General features: G+C 58.0%; 18 protein-coding genes and 1 pseudogene. 13 read left to right on the forward strand and 6 right to left on the reverse strand.

Annotation, left to right across the window (positions count from 1 at the left end; genetic code table 11):
* The first annotated feature begins 131 nt into the window (after positions 1–131).
* From IM284_RS17385 to xynR, 3 genes are all read left to right on the forward strand, one after another.
* Positions 132–494: a hypothetical protein gene (locus IM284_RS17385; RefSeq protein WP_008501376.1), complete on the forward strand. Its 363-nt coding sequence runs from the start codon at positions 132–134 to the stop codon at positions 492–494.
* 1 nt (position 495) lies between these two features.
* Positions 496–930, forward strand: a complete 435-nt coding sequence (locus IM284_RS17390) for a DUF3828 domain-containing protein (protein WP_047367015.1) — start codon at positions 496–498, stop codon at positions 928–930.
* 208 nt (positions 931–1,138) lie between these two features.
* Positions 1,139–1,900 (forward strand): DNA-binding transcriptional repressor XynR, encoded by a 762-nt coding sequence (gene xynR / locus IM284_RS17395; protein WP_047367014.1) that lies wholly within the window; start codon positions 1,139–1,141, stop codon positions 1,898–1,900.
* Here the strand turns inward: xynR and IM284_RS17400 are convergent.
* From IM284_RS17400 to IM284_RS17420, 5 genes are all read right to left on the reverse strand, one after another.
* A complete protein-coding gene (locus IM284_RS17400) occupies positions 1,885–3,495 on the reverse strand; it encodes a glycoside hydrolase family 43 protein (RefSeq protein ID WP_047367013.1) in 1,611 nt (536 codons plus the stop codon). The two genes, xynR and IM284_RS17400, sit on opposite strands and share 16 nt — an antisense overlap.
* Before the next feature lie 11 nt (positions 3,496–3,506).
* Positions 3,507–4,889 carry an MFS transporter gene (locus IM284_RS17405; protein ID WP_028015325.1) on the reverse strand — a complete coding sequence of 461 codons (1,383 nt, stop codon included), beginning with the start codon at positions 4,887–4,889 and terminating at the stop codon, positions 3,507–3,509.
* Between the two features lie 226 nt (positions 4,890–5,115).
* Entirely contained in the window at positions 5,116–7,083 is a 1,968-nt protein-coding gene (yagF, locus tag IM284_RS17410) for a xylonate dehydratase YagF (RefSeq protein WP_047367012.1), read from the reverse strand.
* A 14-nt stretch (positions 7,084–7,097) separates the two neighbouring features.
* On the reverse strand, positions 7,098–8,006 hold the full coding sequence (gene yagE, locus IM284_RS17415; protein ID WP_047367011.1) for a 2-keto-3-deoxygluconate aldolase: 909 nt from the start codon (positions 8,004–8,006) through the stop codon (positions 7,098–7,100).
* Positions 8,007–8,202: 196 nt separating this feature from the next.
* Positions 8,203–8,655 carry a YhcH/YjgK/YiaL family protein gene (locus IM284_RS17420; RefSeq protein ID WP_028015322.1) on the reverse strand — a complete coding sequence of 151 codons (453 nt, stop codon included), beginning with the start codon at positions 8,653–8,655 and terminating at the stop codon, positions 8,203–8,205.
* Between the two features lie 675 nt (positions 8,656–9,330).
* Here IM284_RS17420 and arcA point away from each other — a divergent pair.
* From arcA to IM284_RS17445, 5 genes are all read left to right on the forward strand, one after another.
* Entirely contained in the window at positions 9,331–10,551 is a 1,221-nt protein-coding gene (gene arcA, locus IM284_RS17425) for an arginine deiminase (RefSeq protein WP_047367010.1), read from the forward strand.
* Positions 10,552–10,560: 9 nt separating this feature from the next.
* Positions 10,561–11,472, forward strand: coding sequence for a carbamate kinase (gene arcC, locus IM284_RS17430; protein WP_193055849.1), 912 nt, complete (start codon positions 10,561–10,563; stop codon positions 11,470–11,472).
* A gap of 26 nt (positions 11,473–11,498) precedes the next feature.
* Entirely contained in the window at positions 11,499–12,503 is a 1,005-nt protein-coding gene (gene argF / locus IM284_RS17435) for an ornithine carbamoyltransferase (protein WP_003863360.1), read from the forward strand.
* 47 nt (positions 12,504–12,550) lie between these two features.
* Complete coding sequence (locus IM284_RS17440) at positions 12,551–13,954, forward strand: YfcC family protein (RefSeq protein ID WP_045259604.1); 1,404 nt, start codon at positions 12,551–12,553, stop codon at positions 13,952–13,954.
* An 80-nt stretch (positions 13,955–14,034) separates the two neighbouring features.
* Positions 14,035–14,514, forward strand: coding sequence for an arginine repressor (locus IM284_RS17445; RefSeq protein ID WP_028015317.1), 480 nt, complete (start codon positions 14,035–14,037; stop codon positions 14,512–14,514).
* 3 nt (positions 14,515–14,517) lie between these two features.
* Here IM284_RS17445 and IM284_RS17450 read toward each other — a convergent pair.
* A pseudogene (locus tag IM284_RS17450) lies at positions 14,518–14,635 on the reverse strand (hypothetical protein).
* On the opposite strand from IM284_RS17450, the gene IM284_RS17455 reads away from it, so the two are divergent.
* The 5 genes from IM284_RS17455 to gbpA all read left to right on the forward strand — a co-directional run bounded on the left by IM284_RS17455 (position 14,615) and on the right by gbpA (position 18,211).
* Positions 14,615–14,719: a pyrBI operon leader peptide gene (locus IM284_RS17455; protein ID WP_022646880.1), complete on the forward strand. Its 105-nt coding sequence runs from the start codon at positions 14,615–14,617 to the stop codon at positions 14,717–14,719. The pseudogene IM284_RS17450 and the gene IM284_RS17455 sit on opposite strands and share 21 nt — an antisense overlap.
* A 34-nt stretch (positions 14,720–14,753) precedes the next feature.
* Entirely contained in the window at positions 14,754–15,686 is a 933-nt protein-coding gene (gene pyrB, locus IM284_RS17460; RefSeq protein ID WP_047367008.1) for an aspartate carbamoyltransferase, read from the forward strand.
* A gap of 12 nt (positions 15,687–15,698) precedes the next feature.
* A complete protein-coding gene (gene pyrI, locus IM284_RS17465; protein ID WP_010427352.1) occupies positions 15,699–16,160 on the forward strand; it encodes an aspartate carbamoyltransferase regulatory subunit in 462 nt (153 codons plus the stop codon).
* A 73-nt stretch (positions 16,161–16,233) separates the two neighbouring features.
* Positions 16,234–16,620, forward strand: a complete 387-nt coding sequence (gene ridA, locus IM284_RS17470; protein ID WP_003863373.1) for a 2-iminobutanoate/2-iminopropanoate deaminase — start codon at positions 16,234–16,236, stop codon at positions 16,618–16,620.
* A 139-nt stretch (positions 16,621–16,759) separates the two neighbouring features.
* Complete coding sequence (gene gbpA / locus IM284_RS17475) at positions 16,760–18,211, forward strand: N-acetylglucosamine-binding protein GbpA (RefSeq protein WP_045259606.1); 1,452 nt, start codon at positions 16,760–16,762, stop codon at positions 18,209–18,211.
* The last annotated feature ends 46 nt before the right edge of the window (positions 18,212–18,257 follow it).

Here is an 18,257-nt window from a genome sequence, read left to right on the forward strand (position 1 = left end):
ATTTATATTTTTATTAACCATTATTTACTGAGTAGATAATGGTTAATATCAGGCCATTATCAATTACAAAATACCGTATATTATCGGCGTAATATTTCCTTATTGCTGCATTTCGTTAATAAGGATTATTTATGTCATGGAATAAGCATGAAGCTGTGTCATACGCCCGTAGCCACGCACTAACCCATACTGGACACTATTGCGCTCGCGCAATCGCCGCCGCCATTCGAGCCGGAGGGCTTAAAATCGAAGGGGCAAACGCTAAGGATTTCTGGCGTTCTCTTGAAAAAGCAGGGTTCACAAAAGTCTATGGCACTCCCATAGAGGGGGATATCGCGGTGATTGATGCCTTGCCCGGCCCGAATCAGTACGGGCATGTCTGTATTTACGATGGCGCTGGAACCTGGTATTCAGATTTTAAACAGAGAACAATGTACCCGGGGCCAACGTATCGCCAACTCCAGCCAGCCGTCACCTTATACAGGCATTATTAATATGAATAAGCTCATCTTAATTGTATTATTCAGCACAGCAGCATTGGGGGCCGAAGATTTTCAGGTACCGATGCAGCGCGCCCTTGAATTCAATCGCTGGTACGTCAAACAGGTGAACAACGATCATTATCCTATCCAGGAGGGAAATGAAATCGATAAGTTCGTTACGGCCAGTACCATGAAAAAATTACGTCATGCAGACGATCCCCGTTATGCCGATGCTGAATTTTACGAGGCTGATTTTTTTATGAAATCGCAGTATATCGGCGAGGACTGGGCTGAGAATGTGGCTATTGATTCGTATGATTCAGACCCGGTCTGTGTAAACGTGAATATCACGTTCGGCAAAAAGACCCAGCACACAGTTATTGATTGCATGGTTAAAGAAGATGGGATCTGGAAAATTCAGTCTGTCGCTGCACGGGATAATAATTGATTCCCCCGCTAACAATAATGTAGCCGGGTGGCGCTGCGCTTACCCGGCCTACAAAACCCGTAGGCCCGTGCAAGCGTAGCGCCGCCGGGCAAATCAGGCGACGATGCGGCCTGATGCCCTTTCTCCCACAACCCGCTCTACTCAATTGATTTTTCACCCCGAAAAAGGTACGTTTTCGCCTTCATTCCAGCGTGGACATGCCAGCATTATGCCGATTATTCAGTCTGTTGAACGTGCGTTGCAGATCCTCGACCTGTTTAACGAGCAGGCCACCGAGCTTAAGATCACCGACATCAGCAAACTGATGGGGCTGAGCAAGAGTACCCTCCACTCGCTGCTGAAAACCCTCCAGCTTCACGGCTATATCGATCAGAACCCGGAGAACGGCAAATATCGCCTTGGCATGAAGCTGGTCGAGCGCGGCCATTTTGTCGTGGGCTCCATCGATATTCGCCAGAAGGCGAAAGGCTGGCTGACAGAGCTGTCCCAGCGTACCGGGCAGACCACCCATCTGGGGATCCTGGACGGGCGTGAAGGGGTCTATATCGAGAAGATTGAAGGCAAGCTGGCCGCCATCGCCTATTCGCGCATCGGACGCCGCCTGCCGGTTCACGCCACCGCCATCGGCAAGGTGCTGATTGCCTGGCTGGGCGAGGCCGAGCTGAACGCCCTGCTGGAGGGCTATCACTACACCACCTTTACTCCCGCGACCCTCGCCTCTCGTGAAGCGTTAATGACCGCCCTGGCGCAGACCCGCGAGCAGGGCTACGCCCTGGACAGCGAAGAGAACGAGCAGGGCGTGCGCTGCGTGGCGGTGCCGGTGTGGAACCACGAATCCCGCGTGATTGCCGCCCTGAGCCTGTCGACGCTCACCTCCCGCGTGGACGACGCCGAGCTGGCCCGCTTCCGCGAGGAGCTTCAGCAGGCCGGGCTCGAGCTCTCACGCGCGCTGGGCTATACCGGCTCGTAAGTGAAGTAGTCGAAGTCCGCGTGACAGCCGTCGCCGCTGATGTCCTCGCAGTGCAGCCCCACAAACGCGCCGGTAAAGAAGCCGCGCCCGCCGATGTAGTCATCCGACAGCTTCCACGCTTCATAGGTCACCGGCACGGCGTGCCACGTCTCGCCGTCGAACGAGTAGCTGTAGCGGTAGACCAGCGTATCCACATCTACCCGCAGCCAGACGCTCTCCGTATGTTCCGGCACCAAAATGGGCTGCTCGTGCAGCGGCCACGACGGCACGTTGTGGTCGAGCTGGATCACCTTGATGGTTCTCCCCTGCCCCTCCTCGAAATCCACAAAGCAGTAGCTCCAGTTTTTGCTGTTGTAGTAGCAGGTCAGCCCCGCGCTCTGCTGGAAGTGAACCGGCGAGAACTGCATCCGCGTCTCGGCCCGGAAGGTGAAGTGCTGCCAGCGGCGCGCCACGGTCGACTGGGTGAAGGTCGAGTTGAGCGAGTCGTTGCCGTAGAGCCGTAAGTAGCCCGGGCGGGCGGTGAGCGAGCCGAGGGTGTCGTCGAACGGAATGCGCAGGGTCTGCAGCTCCGGGTCAAGCGTACTGCCGTCGAAATCATCCCGCCAGTTACCCTGAGCGGCTGCGGGCTGCTCCGCCACCTGCGGGCCGGGCACGGTCAGCTGCGCGTGTTTGCCGCCTTCCACGTACGGCCAGCCGTCGCGCCACGCAATGCGGGCGATGCCGGTCTCGCGCCCCAGCGGGCAGTAGCCGCGCCCGCCGGAGGCCAGCAGCGGCACGCCGGGCAGGCGCAGCGGGCGGCTGGTGAGGTAGGCCATATACCATTCTCCCGTATGGGTTTGCAGCAGCGAGCCGTGGCCGCTCTTTTGCAGCGGGTTCTCCGGCAGGTGCCAGCTGGTCATCATCGTTACGTCCGGATGAAGCTCGTACGGACCGTCGATATTTTTGGAACGCAGTACCACGACCGCGTGCTCGTAGCTGGTGCCGCCCTCGGCAACCATCAGGTAGTACCAGCCCGCGTGGCGATAAAGATGTGCTCCTTCGGTGTAGCAGAGCGGCGTACCGGTAAACAGCGTTTTGCGCTCGGGCGAGAGCGTGCCGGTCTGCGGGTCAAACTCCTGCATCACAATGGTGTTGTGCGGGTTGCTGTGGTGTCGCGGCCCCCACGGACGGTAGAGGTAGTATTTACGCCCATCGTCGTCGTGGAACAGGGACGGATCGAACCCACCGTTGCCCATCGGGATCGGCTCGCTCCACGGCCCCTCAATGGACGGCGCGGTGACGAGGAAGTTGCGGCCGTTTTTCCACGGCGAGTCGACAATCTTCACGTCGGTATAGAGCAGCCAGAATTTGCCGTCGGCGTAGCTCAGGCACGGCGCCCAGATGCCGCCGGAGTCCGGGTTACCCTTCATGTCCAGCATCGACACGCGATCCAGCGGGGTGCTGACCAGCGACCAGTTTTTCAGGTCGCGGGAGTGGTAGATGCGCACGCCCGGGAACCACTCGAAGGTCGAGGTGGCGATGTAGTAGTCCTCGCCCTGACGGCACAGGGACGGGTCCGGGTTGAAGCCGGTCAGGATCGGGTTAGTAATTTCCATGTTGCCTCCGGTTAATGGGATGCGGCTGTCGCGGCGTCGGGAACAGCCTCGCCCTGCGCCGCGCGGTGTTTGATCAGCTGCTGGCTGATGGCCTCCACGCGGTCGTCGGTGAGCTTGTAGAACGACAGCATGATGAACATGCCCGCGTAGAGCACCACCGGCACCACGCAGAACAGAATTTTGATGGTGGTGAGCACCTCAACCGGCTGCACGCTGCTGCTGGCGGAGTAGTTCACCCAGGCCAGGATCCAACCCACAACCGCCCCGCCAATCGCCAGGCCAATCTTCAGGCTGAACAGGTAAGTGGAGAACACCAGCCCGTCGAGGCGACGCCCGCTGCGGCTCTCCTCGTAATCCACCACGTCGGAGGCCATCAGCCACTGCAGCGGCGTGGTGGTGTTGAAGACGAACAGGAACAGGATGTTGAGGGCGAAAATCAGCGCGATGTGCTCGGCCGGGGTGAAGAAAATCAGCAGGCTGATGAGCGAGTAAGCGACGATGATCCACTTGAAGGCGGTGACGCGGTCGAAGCGGCCCAGCAGGCGTGAGGAGCAGAGCGAGCCGAACATGGTGGCGAGGCTGCCGTAGAGTAAAAACTGGGTCGCCATCTCCGGGTGATCCATCACGTATTTCACGAAGTAGAGCGTCGCCCCGCCGCGCACCACGTTGGAGCAGGTCGCCATCATCTTGAACGCGCACATGATGCGCCACTGGCCGTTGCCGAGCAGCAGCCTGAGATCTTTCGCCACCGACGAGCCCGGCTGCACCTCAAAGGTGTAGCGCTCTTTGGTGGTGAAGAAGCAGACGTAGAGCAGCACCACGCCGGTCAGCCCCAGCACGCACATGGCGCCGAAATAGCCCACCTGCTCGTCCCCCTTGCCGATGATGCTGACCAGCGGCAGCGCGATGCCGCTGATGGCGAGCGAGCCCGCCGCGGCGAGGAAGAAACGCCAGGACTGAAGGGCGTGGCGCTCTTTCGGGTCGGCGGTGATCACCCCCGGCATGGCGCAGTACGGGACGTTAACGAAGGTGTAGACCAGGGTCAGAAGAATGTAGGTCGCGCAGGCGTAGATGATTTTGCCCTGCGCGGAGAAGTCCGGCGTGTAGAAGGTCAGCATGCAGACGATGCCAAACGGGATGGCGCCCCACAGCAGGAACGGGCGGAACTGACCGTGCCGCGTGCGGGTGCGGTCTACCAGCAGCCCCATCAGCGGGTCGGTCACGGCGTCGAGCACGCGGGAGACTAAAAACAGCGTGCCCATAATGCCCGCGGAGAGTCCAAACACGTCGGTGTAGAAATAGGCCAGCAGGAACATCGTGGCCTGCCAGACAAAGCCGCAGGCGGTGTCACCCAGCCCGTAGCCAATTTTGTCTTTCATGGTTAATTGCGTCATCAGAATTACACCCTTTGGTAGTGTGCTGAATTACAACATCGTGTTAATGGAGTGTAATGAGCTGTTCAATTAGCCAGCAATGGTCATATCTTATTTCTGAATTACGTTATTTTGCTTTTGTGACGCCAACGATATATCGCAACGTATTGTTTAAATTAACAAATTATAGATACGTAAAAGCCGCCCACGGAATATATTCCGTAGACGACAATCGCGTGAAAAATAATTAAATGCCGAGCGCTTTTTTACCGGCGTTAATTACCTCAATAATTTTATCGGTGTCATAAATACAGCCTTTCCAGGTGCCGCCGCTCACGGACTGCAATGCCGCCCACAGCCGGGTATCGTCCGGCAAAAAGTCGTGGGCGTGCAGGTCCGGGTGCGTCTGCCGCAGCGCCAGCTCGCGCGCGCCCTCCTCCGGCGTCAGCGGGTTATCCGCGGTGCCGATAAAGTTCACGCTGCCTGTTAATGTCAGGCGGTCGACGGCAATCTCGATGATGTCATTGTCGCGCAGCTTGCCGATCGGCCCGCCCGCCAGCGCCTCCGGCGACACGTGGCCGAAGCAGGCACCCGTCGATACGCCCGAGAAGCGCGCATCGGTGATTAACGACACCGTCTTGCCCCACGAGATATGCTTCAGCGCGGAGGTAAGCTGGTAGGTCTCTTCCATACCGGTGCCGGACGGCCCGCCGCCGATCACCACCATGATATCGCCCTGCGCAATCTCTTCCCGCTTGATGGCCTTGATCGCCTGCGCTTCCGAGACAAACACTCGCACCCGGCCGGTGTGGCGGTAAACGCCATCGTCATCCACCACCGACGGGTCGATCGCCGTGGCCTTGATCACCGAACCTTCCGGCGCGATGTTGCCCGTCGGGAAGCAGACCGTCGAGGTCAGCCCTTTCGCTTTTGCTTTCTCCGGCGGCAGGATCACGTCATCCGGCTCCACGCCGTCCTGCTCGCGCAGGCACTGGCGGAAGCGCTTACGGCGCTCGGACGTCTGCCACCAGTCGAGGTTCTCGCCCACCGTCTGGCCGGTGACGGTCATGGCGTCCAGATGCAGCAGGCCGCGATCGCGCAGGTGGAGCATCACCTCCGGCACGCCGCCCGCGAGGAACGCGCGCACGGTCGGGTGATAGTCCGGGCCGTTGGGCAGCACGCTCACCAGGCGCGGCACCCTGCGGTTGACGCGCGTCCAGTGCTCTACGTCCGGAATAGTGCAGCCCGCCGCGTGGGCAATGGCCGGGATGTGCAGCAGTAAGTTCGTTGAACCGCCGAACGCAGCGTGGATCACCATGGCGTTTTCGATGGCTTTATCGGTGAGGATATCGCGCGTGGTAATGCCGCGGTTATCCAGCTCGCTCACCGCCCGCGCCGACTGGCGGGCGATCTCCAGCCACACCGCCTGCCCGGACGGCGCCAGCGCGGAGTGCGGCAGCGCCAGCCCCAGCGCTTCCGCCACCACTTGCGAGGTGCCCGCCGTGCCGAGGAACTGGCAGCCGCCGCCCGGCGACGCGCAGGCGCGACAGCCGAGCTCGGCGGCCTCCTGCAAGGAGAGCTCGTGGTTGGCAAAGCGCGCGCCGATGGTCTGCACCTTGCCTGCGTCTTCCCCCACGGTTGGCGGCAGCGTCGCCCCGCCCGGCACCAGAATGGTCGGCAGGTCGTGCATGGAGGCCAGCGCGATCATGGTGGCGGGTAGCCCTTTATCGCAGGTGGCCACGCCGATCACCGCCCGGCGCGTCGGGAGGGAACGGATCAGACGGCGAAACACGATCGCCGCGTCGTTACGATACGGCAGGGAGTCGAACATGCCGTACGTGCCCTGCGAGCGCCCGTCGCACGGATCGCTGACGAAGGCCGCAAACGGGATCCCGCCGTTGCGGGTGATCTCCTTCGCCGCCGCCTGCATCTGCATGCCGATTTCCCAGTGTCCGGTGTGGTAGCCCAGCGCAACCGGGCGTCCATCTCCGGCGCGAATACCGCCCTGGGTACCGATAATCAGCACCTCTTTGCCGGTCAGCTTGTTGGCGTCCCAGCCCATCCCGGCGTTCTGCGTCATGCCGAACAGGTTGCCGCTGGGGGATTCCATCAGCATCTGCGGGGTCAGCGGCAGCGCGCCCTGCGGCCCCGCCGCGTGGGTGATCACCGCATAAAACGCATCGTCCTGTGGGGTGAAAATTTTCTCAATGGTCATCGTTATCGTCCGGCTCAGCAGAGCTTGAGCTGTTGCAGCAGGGTTTTCAGCTGCGCCTTACGCGGCTCGTCCAGCGGCGTGGCGGGCGGCAGCACGTGCGTGGAGACAGGACGACCACAAAGCACGATCGCCTCTTTAATGACGTTCACAAACGGCGTATCCAGCTGATACATCTGCGGGATTTGCAGCAGGGTCTGATGATACTCAGCCGCTTTCGCCACGTCTTTATCCCGCCAGGCTTTCAGAAGATTCACCGACACCTGCGGGGCAAAGTTGCCGCTGGCCGAAATCGCCCCGTCGCCGCCGAGCAGCAGGGTATTAAACAGATGATCGTCGTAGCCGCACAGCACGGTGAAGTGCGGATGAGCGGCTTTAACGGTGAGGATCATGCTGCGCAGGTGGGCGACGGAGTCGATGGTGTCTTTGATGCCAATAATATTGCTGCGCGAATCGGCCAGGGTTTTCACCAGCGCCGGAGTCAGATCCTGCCCGGTCAGCGCCGGGAAGTTATAGAGCATCACCGGCAGCGTGACGCTGTCGGCCACCTGTTCGAAATAGCGGATCAGGTTTGCTTCCGACACCTTCCAGTAGTAGGGGTTGATCACCACGATGCCGTCCGCGCCCGCCTGCTGCGCGTGCTGGCTGAGTTCAATGGTTTCCCGGGCGTTGGTGCCGCCGGTGCCGATCAGCACCGGCACACGACGATCGACATGATCGATAGCAAAGCGGGCAATGGTTTTACGCTCTTCGGCGCTGAGCTGGGAGAACTCGCCGCCGCTGCCCAGGAAGAACAGGCCGTCAACGCCTGCTTTGATGAGATCGTCGATCAGCGCGGCGGTGCCCTGCTCATCAAGCTGGCCGTCGGCGGTAAAAATGGTGGAGACAGGGGGAATGATTCCCGTGAACAACGCGGACTGCGGCATAAGATCTCCTTGTTGAATCATTTTGTTCTACATTATAGAACAGTGTTCATTAATTTAACGATCATACTATGACGCAGAAAAAGGGGAGGTAAATGGGAGATGAGGAGGGAGTGCGGGAAGTTTAAGCTGGATCACATTATGCGTGGGTGCAGTCTGGTGCCCTCTCCCTGTGGGAGAGGGCTGGGGTGAGGGGAACTTACTCCACCAGCATTTTAACAACCACTTTTCTGACCTTTGCCGGCTCCCCCACCGCGCACAGCGGCTTATGCACTTCACCCGGCCAGAACACCACAAAATCCCCTTCGCTCAGCACCACGGTTTTCTCCTGCTCGCCTTCCGGCAGGAACGCGATGTCTTTATCCGCCAGCCAGTCGGTGTCCGGCGTGCCGTGCGGCAGGGTGCTGAACGTCATCCCTTCCTGGCCCTTCAGCACAATCTGGATATCCAGATAGCGCGCGTGGTACTCGGCGCGGCGCTCGGCGAACGGCTGGGTCATGTCTTCTGACACCAGATAAAACAGGCTGTTGCCGTTGATGTCATGCTTGCCGAGCGGCGTGGCGTCGGTGACGTGGGCTTTAACGTGCTCAATGGCCTGGCGCAGCGCGTCAGGCAGCCAGGACTGCAGATGGTGGATGTTGCCGATAATCATGGGAAACCTCTCGATGTAAAACAACGTTTCATTTTTGTCTTTTATACGAGAGTTAAGCCTGCCATACCAGCCCTTTTTCGACGAGGCTTGCGCGAGCGCATGTTTATCGGAAAAGGTGTTAACCCGCTGTTAATACTGCCCAGGCAATTATGCAGCGGTTATGCATAACCTCATTTCGCGCGCGCTAAGGTTCTCACATAACCCACTGAAATAAAGAGCTTAATAACAAAACCCGCTGCCGTATCACATTTTACGACTTTGATAATTTCCGTTATAAGCCCATAATTATTTATGGATTTTCCTTAAGTCAAAAATAGTTAATTGTCATTATTGCATAGCCATTCTTTCCACTTTATTTAATCGTTTAAAATCAAACAGATAACTAATAATTACAAAATGTGTAATTCCACAAAATAATAACAACCTCAAATAATGCCACCGGATCCTGCTTAGCTATTCAACTCCCAATAATATGAAATTAATCATTATCTGATGCGAATCATGCAAATGAAAACAAACGCATTAATATCCATTTTCGCGTGAGCAATATCACATTACGGATTATTTAACTGCCTACTATAAATCACGAAATCAATTGAGCTTAGCCGCCATGTAATTAAACACACCACATGGCGCATGCCCTTTTTATTCTGAAAAACAGTTAAAGGAATAATTATGGAAAAGCATTACGTCGGTTCTGAAATTGGTCAATTGCGTAGCGTTATGCTGCACCGCCCTAATTTAAGTCTGAAGCGGTTAACCCCCTCAAACTGTCAGGAGCTGTTATTTGATGATGTACTGTCGGTTGAACGGGCGGGTGAGGAGCATGACATCTTCGCAAACACGCTGCGCGAGCAGGGTGTGGAAGTCCTGCTGTTGACCGACCTTCTCACGCAAACCCTTGATATTGCAGAAGCGAAAGCCTGGCTTCTTGAAACGCAAATCTCCGATTATCGCCTCGGGCCAACCTTTGCCGGCGACGTGCGCGGCTGGCTGGCGGATATGCCGCACCGCGAACTGGCGCGGCGATTAAGCGGGGGATTAACCTACGGCGAAATTCCGGCAGCCATTAAAAATATGGTAGTGGATACCCACACGGCGAATGATTTTATTATGAAGCCGCTGCCGAACCACTTATTTACCCGCGATACCTCCTGCTGGATTTATAACGGCGTGTCCATTAACCCAATGGCGAAACCCGCCCGCCAGCGTGAAACCAATAATCTGCGCGCGATATATCGCTGGCATCCGGCATTTGCCGACGGCGATTTTATTAAGTATTTCGGCGACGAGAATATTAATTACGACCACGCCACCTTAGAAGGCGGTGACGTACTGGTGATTGGCCGCGGGTCGGTATTGATCGGCATGTCCGAGCGCACGACGCCGCAGGGCGTGGAGTTCCTCGCCAACAGCCTGTTTAAACACCGTCAGGCCGAACGCGTTATTGCCGTTGAGCTGCCAAAACACCGCTCCTGCATGCACCTCGACACGGTGATGACCCACATCGACGTGGACACTTTCTCCGTCTATCCGGAAGTGGTGCGCAAAGACGCCCAGTGCTGGACGCTCACGCCGGACGGACGCGGCGGCCTGCTGCGCACTCAGGAAACCGACCTGCTGCACGCCATCGAAAAAGCCCTCGGCATTAACCAGGTCCGCCTGATCACCACCGGCGGCGACGCCTTTGAAGCGGAACGCGAGCAGTGGAACGACGCCAACAACGTTCTGACCATCCGCCCGGGCGTGGTGATTGGCTACGAGCGTAACGTCTGGACCAACGAGAAGTACGACAAAGCGGGCATTACCGTGCTGCCGATCCCCGGCGACGAACTGGGACGCGGTCGCGGCGGCGCGCGCTGCATGAGCTGCCCACTGGAACGCGACGGAATTTAAGGAGCCATCATGGAACGAAAACCCACTCTGGTTGTGGCTCTGGGCGGCAACGCGCTGCTTAAGCGCGGCGAGCCGCTGGAAGCGGATATCCAGCGCCAGAACATCGAGCAGGCCGCCCGCACCATCGCCGGGCTGACGGCGCAGTGGCGTGTGGTGCTGGTGCACGGCAACGGGCCGCAGGTCGGGCTGCTGGCGCTGCAAAACAGCGCCTACGACAAAGTGACGCCCTACCCGCTGGACGTTCTCGGCGCGGAAAGCCAGGGGATGATCGGCTACATGCTCCAGCAGGCGCTGAAAAACAATCTGCCGCAGCGTGAGGTGAGCGTCCTGCTCACCCAGGTGGAAGTGGACGCCGCCGACCCGGCGTTCAGCAACCCGACCAAGTACATCGGTCCGGTGTACAGCGAAGCGCAGGCGAAAGCGCTGGCCGCAGAAAAAGGCTGGACGTTCAGGGCAGACGGCGCCTATTTCCGCCGCGTGGTGCCCTCTCCGCAGCCGAAGCGCATCGTGGAGAGCGACGCCATCACGGCGCTGATCCAGCGCGACCACCTGGTCATCTGCAACGGCGGCGGCGGCGTGCCGGTAGTGGAAAACGCCAACGGCTATCGCGGCATTGAGGCGGTGATCGACAAAGACCTCTCCGCCGCCCTGCTGGCGCGTCAGATCGAGGCCGACGCCCTGCTGATCCTCACCGATGCCGACGCGGTGTACCTCGACTGGGGCAAGCCGACCCAGCGCCCGCTGGCGCAGGTGACGCCGGAACTGCTTAAAGACATGCCGTTCGACGCCGGATCGATGGGGCCGAAGGTCGCCGCCTGCCGCGAGTTTGTTGAGGCCTGCAACGGCATTGCCGGGATCGGCGCGCTGGCCGACGGCGCGGAGATCCTGGCGGGCGAGAAAGGCACGCTGATTCGTAACTGATCACTCATTTTAAAAAGGATTTAGCCATGACCATCAACCTGAAAAACCGCAACTTCCTCAAACTGCTGGACTACACCCCGGCGGAAATTCAGTACCTGATCGACCTCGCCATCGAGCTCAAGGCGGCCAAAAAGGCCGGGCGCGAAAAGCAGACGCTGGTCGGGAAAAACATCGCCCTGATCTTTGAAAAAACCTCCACCCGCACCCGCTGCGCTTTCGAAGTGGGCGCGTTTGACCAGGGCGCGCAGGTCACCTACCTCGGCCCAAGCGGGTCGCAGATCGGCCATAAAGAGTCGATGAAAGACACCGCCCGCGTGCTGGGCCGCATGTATGACGGCATCGAGTACCGCGGCTACGGCCAGGCTATCGTCGAGGAGCTGGGCGAGTACGCGGGCGTGCCGGTATGGAACGGCCTGACCGACGAGTTCCACCCGACGCAAATTCTCGCTGACCTGATGACCATGCTGGAGCATTCACCGGGCAAAACTCTGCCGGAGTTGAGCTTTGCCTATCTCGGCGACGCGCGCAACAACATGGGCAACTCCCTGATGGTCGGCGCGGCCAAGATGGGGATGGATATCCGCCTCGTGGCACCGAAATCCTTCTGGCCGGAAGCCGGGCTGGTTGAGCAGTGCCGCGCCATCGCCAAAGAAACGGGCGCACGCATCACCCTCACCGACGACGTGGAAGAAGGCGTACAGGGCACCGATTTCCTCTACACCGACGTGTGGGTCTCCATGGGCGAGCCGAAGGAGGCCTGGGCCGAGCGCGTCAGCCTGATGAAGCCGTATCAAATCAACGCGGACGTCATGAAGGCCACCGGCAACCCGAACGTCAAGTTCATGCACTGCCTGCCCGCGTTCCACAACGAGCACACTAAAGTGGGCCGCGAGATCGAGATGGCGTACGGCCTGAAGGGGCTGGAGGTGACGGAAGAGGTCTTTGAATCACCGAACTCCATCGTCTTTGACGAAGCAGAAAACCGCATGCACACCATTAAGGCGGTCATGGTGGCGACACTCGGCGACTAATCACCGCCCGGCGCGCCGCGGGGTGCGCCGGGTTTCAGGAGAACATCATGGGCAAGTTCAAGTTTCCCTCCGCTTACACCATTCTCTTTTTTCTGATTGCCGTGGTTGCCGTGCTGACGTGGATTGTTCCGGCCGGGCAGTACCATATGGCGATGAACGAGGCGCTCGGCAAAGAGGTGCCGGTTGCCGGCACCTATGCGCACGTGGCATCGCATCCGCAGGGGCTGGTGTCGGTGCTGATGGCGCCGATTGCCGGACTGTACGATCCGGAGTCCGGCCAGGCCGGGGCGATCGACGTTGCGCTGTTTATCCTGATCATCGGGGGATTTCTCGGGATCGTCACCAAAACCGGAGCGATTGACGCCGGGATCGAGCGCGTCACCACTAAGCTGCGCGGGCGCGAAGAGTGGATGATCCCGATCCTGATGGCGCTGTTTGCCGCAGGCGGCACGATTTACGGCATGGCCGAAGAGTCGCTGCCCTTCTATACCTTACTGGTGCCGGTGATGCTGGCGGCGCGGTTCGATCCGGTGGTTGCCGCGTCCACCGTACTGCTCGGGGCGGGGATCGGCACGCTCGGATCCACCATTAACCCGTTCGCGACGGTGATCGCCGCTAACGCAGCCGGGATCCCCTTCACCAATGGGATCATGCTGCGCATCGCGCTGCTGGTCATCGGCTGGATCATCTGCGTGGCGTGGGTGATGCGCTATGCCCGCAAGGTGCGCAAAGATCCGTCGCTGTCGATCGTGGCGGATAAACAGGAGGAGAACCTCGCCCACTTCCTCGGCAACAAGGGCGAGCAGTCGCTGGAATTTACCCCGGTGCGCAAACTCATCCTGGTGATTTTCGCCCTCGCCTTCGCGGTGATGATCTACGGCGTGGCGGTGCTGGGTTGGTGGATGGCGGAGATCTCGGCGGTGTTCCTCGCCAGCGCCATTATCGTTGGGCTTATCGCCCGCATGAGCGAAGAGGAGCTGACGTCGACGTTTATCAACGGCGCGCGAGATTTGCTGGGCGTCGCGCTGATTATCGGCATCGCGCGCGGTATCGTAGTGATTATGGATAAGGGCATGATTACCCACACCATTTTGCACAGCGCCGAGGGGATGGTCACCGGATTGTCGACGGTGGCGTTCATTAACGTGATGTACTGGCTGGAGGTGGTGCTGTCGTTTCTTGTGCCTTCTTCGTCCGGCCTGGCCGTTCTGACGATGCCGATCATGGCGCCCCTTGCCGATTTCGCTAACGTCAACCGCGACCTGGTGGTTACGGCTTACCAGTCGGCGTCCGGCATCGTTAACCTTATCACCCCCACCTCTGCCGTCGTGATGGGCGGGCTGGCTATCGCCCGCGTGCCCTACGTGCGTTATCTGAAATGGGTCGCGCCGCTGCTGGGGATTTTGACGGTGGTGATTATGGTGGCGTTAAGCCTGGGCGCGTTGTTGTGATTTGCCGGATGGCGCTGCGCTTATCCGGCCTACGGATCGGTGCGGTGCCACCGGTTTTTTCGGGAACTGATATGGGAACTATGATGGATTACGAAGAGTACTCTCCCAAAGAGCAACTACAGCTAACGGTCTGCCAGCGTCTGATCGCGGAAAAGAGCTATCTCTCTCAGGAAGAGATCCGCCGCGACTTGCAGGAGCGGGGTTTTGAGACCATCAGCCAGTCCACCGTTTCACGTCTGCTCAAGTTGCTCGGCGTCATAAAAATTCGCAATGCCAAAGGGCTAAAGATTTATTCGCTGAATCCCCAGCTGCGCCCTGCCCCCGACGCCGCGCGTACCGTCTCCGAAATGGTGGTAAGCGTGGAGCACAATAGCGAATTTATCCTTATTCATACCGTTGCCGGATATGGCCGCGCGGTGGCGCGTATTCTGGATTATCACCAGTTACCGGAAATTTTAGGCGTGGTGGCGGGAAGCAGTATTGTCTGGGTCGCGCCCCGAGTGGTGAAGCGTACCGCGCTGGTGCATAAGCAAATTAATTATTTACTCAGAATGCATTAATATTCATAAAGAACCGTTTGCATTGAGTAAAGCGTGCATTAAATCGCTTGATCCCAAAAACGAGCTGCGTATAATGCCCGACAATTTGCCGGGAGGAAGCATGGTCAAGCGTGTACGACATAACGTCTTACCGCGTCTGAAATCAGACGCTGGCCTGCCGTTTTTCTTCCCGTTGCTAAACCTATTCCCAGAGCCCCTCATTTGAGGGGCTTTTTTTTGCCCGGCGTCAGGAGATAAACATGAATCCGCTTTATCAAAAACACATCATTTCCATAAACGACCTCAGCCGCGAAGAGCTGGAACTGGTTCTGGAAACCGCGGCAAAACTGAAGGCCAATCCGCAGCCAGAGCTGCTGAAGCACAAGGTGATCGCGAGCTGTTTCTTTGAAGCCTCGACGCGCACCCGCCTCTCCTTTGAAACCTCCATGTACCGCCTGGGCGCGAGCGTGGTGGGCTTCTCGGACAGCAGCAACACGTCGCTGGGCAAAAAAGGCGAAACCCTGGCGGATACCATTTCAGTGATCAGCACCTACGTGGACGCGATTGTGATGCGTCATCCGCAGGAGGGCGCGGCGCGTCTGGCCACCGAGTTTTCCGGCGGCATTCCGGTGCTGAACGCCGGTGACGGCGCCAACCAGCATCCGACGCAGACCCTGCTGGACCTGTTCACCATTCAGGAGACGCAGGGCACGCTTGAAAACCTGAACATCGCCATGGTCGGCGACCTGAAGTACGGCCGCACCGTCCACTCCCTGACCCAGGCGCTGGCGAAATTTAGCGGCAACCGCTTCTTCTTCATCGCCCCGGACGCGCTGGCGATGCCGCAGTACATCCTCGACATGCTGGACGAGAAAGGCATTACGTGGAGCCTGCACGCCAGCATCGAAGAGGTGGTGGGCAACGTGGATATTCTCTATATGACCCGCGTGCAGAAAGAGCGTCTGGATCCGTCCGAATACGCCAACGTGAAGGCGCAGTTCGTGCTGCGCGCCAGCGACCTCGACGGCGCGCGCGACAACATGAAGGTGCTGCACCCGCTGCCGCGCATCGATGAGATTGCCACCGACGTGGATAAAACGCCGCACGCCTGGTACTTCCAGCAGGCCGGAAACGGCATCTTCGCTCGCCAGGCGTTACTGGCACTGGTTCTGAATCGCGAATTAGCTCTGTAAGGGGAGACGACCATGACACACGATAACAAACTCCAGGTTGAAGCCATCAAGCGTGGCACCGTGATTGACCACATCCCTGCGCAGGTGGGCTTTAAGCTGCTGACGCTGTTCAAACTGACCGAAACCGACCAGCGCATCACCATCGGCCTGAACCTGCCTTCCGGCGAAATGGGCCGTAAAGATCTGATCAAGATCGAGAACACCTTCCTGACCGACGAGCAGGTCAACCAGCTGTCGCTGTACGCGCCGGACGCCACGGTTAACCGCATCGACGATTACGACGTGGTGGGCAAATCCCGCCCGAGCCTGCCGGAGCGTATCGAAAGCGTGCTGGTCTGCCCGAACAGCAACTGCATCAGCCACGCCGAGCCGGTTTCGTCCAGCTTTGCAGTGAAAAAGCGCGCCAATGACATCGCGCTCAAATGCAAATACTGCGAAAAAGAGTTTTCCCATTATGTGGTGCTGGCCAACTAATTGAGGTTGGTAATGAAATCCCGGCTGTTATAATGGCCGGGAACATTCTTAACGCTGTAATTCTGGAGAAAAAATGAGCAAAGTACTCGCGACGGAAAATGCACCAGCGGCTATCGGCCCATACGTTCAGGGCGTTGATCTGGGCAGCATGATCATCACCTCTGGCCAGATCCCGGTAAACCCGAAAACCGGTGAAGTACCGGCCGACGTGGCGGCTCAGGCGCGTCAGTCGCTGGAAAACGTGCAGGCTATCGTTGAATCTGCGGGCCTGAAAGTGGGTGATATCGTCAAAACGACGGTGTTCGTGAAAGATCTGAACGACTTCGCCACCGTTAACGCCACTTACGAAGCGTTCTTCACCGAGCACAACGCCACCTTCCCGGCGCGCTCCTGCGTGGAAGTGGCGCGTCTGCCAAAAGACGTGAAAATTGAAATTGAAGCGATCGCCGTACGTCGTTAATACATTTCAATAAACAGAAGGCAGCTCGGGCTGCCTTTTTTATTTCGGTTATTTTTACTCTCCGGGTAAAATGACACAGAGCCAGATCCATTATTAGACTCTCCCTCGCCTAGTAATATTCTCTAATAATGGATGAGTAATGAAACTTTCAAAAATTGCACTTGCCCTCGCAACAGTGACCGTTGCATCTTCGGCATTTGCTCACGGATATATTGAATCTCCTGCCAGCCGCGCCTATATGTGTAAGCTGGGTCAAAATATTGATTGCGGCTCCGTACAGTATGAACCGCAGAGCGTAGAGAAAACCTCCGGCTTCCCGACCGGGGCAGAGCCAGCAGACGGACACCTCGCCAGCGCGGGTATCTCTCAATATTCTCAGTTGGATAAGCAGAGCCTGAATGCGTGGACTAAAAACCCGATGACCGCGGGCCCGCATGAATTTGTCTGGCACCATACTGCGCCGCACAAAACTACCAACTGGCGTTATTACATTACCAAACAAAACTGGGATCCAAATAAACCGCTAACTCGCGATCAGTTTGAATTAACCCCGTTCTGTACAATTAACGGAAATAGCCAGGCGCCAGCCGTAACTAAATCCATGACCTGTAATGTTCCTGAACGCACAGGTTATCAGGTAATTTACGGCGTATGGGAAATTGCAGATACCACAAACAGCTTCTATCAGGCTATCGACGTTGATTTCGGGAATGGCGGCAACGTTACCCCGGACGAAACGCCTGCGGTTGTGTCCGAGTGGAGCAAAACCCTGAGCGGCCAGATTGCCGGTAATAACCTGAACGTGGGCGATAAAGTTATCGCACGCTTCTTCGACGCCCACGGCGAAGTGACCGCCATGCGCACCGAGATGACCATCGGCTCTGCTGAACAAGGCGACGCTAACCAGTGGTCCTACGATCTGGCGCAGAAGATCAACACCGCGCAGCACGACGTGCGCGTCGGCGTGAAGGATGAAGCCGGTGACATCAGCCCGGTTCACGGCGCCAACAGCGTATTCGTGAAAGACGGCAGCACGCTGCAGTCCGTTGCTATCTCTTATGAAGAGCAAAAAGCGCAGGTGAATGAGACCATTGCCGTTACCGATCTGCAATACAGCAAAATCGAACATGGCAACGCGACCGTGACCTTCCACGTGAATACGCAGGGTGACGTGAATTTTGAAGCACACGTGATGAACCACCACGGTGCGGAAAAAGGCTACCTGAAGCAGGACATGAACAACAGCAATCAGGACGTCACCATGACCCTGACCGACGTGACCGCCGGCCACCACATGCTGAAATACTACGCGACCAATAAAGACGGCACCCTGTTCGCGCAGGACGTCCTGAACCTGATGCTGGAAGGCGATGCCGCTGCGGATAGCACCGGCCACCACGACTTTACCTTCCCGGACAATATCGCGTCGTACAAGGCAGGTACCGTGGTGCTTCAGCCTAAAGACGGTAAGACCTACGAATGTAAGCCTTTCCCGTACAGCGGCTTCTGCGTGCAGTACAGCCCAACCGCAAACCAGTATGAGCCAGGCGTTGGCGCACACTGGAAAGAGGCGTGGGTTCTGAAGAACTGAGTGGCCTTTACGCCCGGCGGCACTTCGTTTGCCGGGCCTACACACC

The sequence above is a fragment of the Enterobacter cloacae complex sp. P12RS genome (assembly GCF_014895875.1).
In the GTDB taxonomy this organism is placed as follows: domain Bacteria; phylum Pseudomonadota; class Gammaproteobacteria; order Enterobacterales; family Enterobacteriaceae; genus Enterobacter; species Enterobacter bugandensis.

Coding starts and splice junctions, on each gene's coding strand:
- arcA (WP_047367010.1), top strand. CDS start 9,331: ATGGAAAAGCATTACGTCGGTTCTGAAATTGGTCAATTGCGTAGCGTT.
- yagE (WP_047367011.1), bottom strand. CDS start 8,006: ATGCCGCAGTCCGCGTTGTTCACGGGAATCATTCCCCCTGTCTCCACC.
- IM284_RS17405 (WP_028015325.1), bottom strand. CDS start 4,889: ATGACGCAATTAACCATGAAAGACAAAATTGGCTACGGGCTGGGTGAC.
- pyrB (WP_047367008.1), top strand. CDS start 14,754: ATGAATCCGCTTTATCAAAAACACATCATTTCCATAAACGACCTCAGC.
- IM284_RS17385 (WP_008501376.1), top strand. CDS start 132: ATGTCATGGAATAAGCATGAAGCTGTGTCATACGCCCGTAGCCACGCA.
- yagF (WP_047367012.1), bottom strand. CDS start 7,083: ATGACCATTGAGAAAATTTTCACCCCACAGGACGATGCGTTTTATGCG.
- ridA (WP_003863373.1), top strand. CDS start 16,234: ATGAGCAAAGTACTCGCGACGGAAAATGCACCAGCGGCTATCGGCCCA.
- IM284_RS17400 (WP_047367013.1), bottom strand. CDS start 3,495: ATGGAAATTACTAACCCGATCCTGACCGGCTTCAACCCGGACCCGTCC.
- IM284_RS17390 (WP_047367015.1), top strand. CDS start 496: ATGAATAAGCTCATCTTAATTGTATTATTCAGCACAGCAGCATTGGGG.
- IM284_RS17455 (WP_022646880.1), top strand. CDS start 14,615: ATGGTCAAGCGTGTACGACATAACGTCTTACCGCGTCTGAAATCAGAC.
- arcC (WP_193055849.1), top strand. CDS start 10,561: ATGGAACGAAAACCCACTCTGGTTGTGGCTCTGGGCGGCAACGCGCTG.
- argF (WP_003863360.1), top strand. CDS start 11,499: ATGACCATCAACCTGAAAAACCGCAACTTCCTCAAACTGCTGGACTAC.
- xynR (WP_047367014.1), top strand. CDS start 1,139: ATGCCGATTATTCAGTCTGTTGAACGTGCGTTGCAGATCCTCGACCTG.
- IM284_RS17445 (WP_028015317.1), top strand. CDS start 14,035: ATGATGGATTACGAAGAGTACTCTCCCAAAGAGCAACTACAGCTAACG.
- gbpA (WP_045259606.1), top strand. CDS start 16,760: ATGAAACTTTCAAAAATTGCACTTGCCCTCGCAACAGTGACCGTTGCA.
- IM284_RS17420 (WP_028015322.1), bottom strand. CDS start 8,655: ATGATTATCGGCAACATCCACCATCTGCAGTCCTGGCTGCCTGACGCG.
- pyrI (WP_010427352.1), top strand. CDS start 15,699: ATGACACACGATAACAAACTCCAGGTTGAAGCCATCAAGCGTGGCACC.
- IM284_RS17440 (WP_045259604.1), top strand. CDS start 12,551: ATGGGCAAGTTCAAGTTTCCCTCCGCTTACACCATTCTCTTTTTTCTG.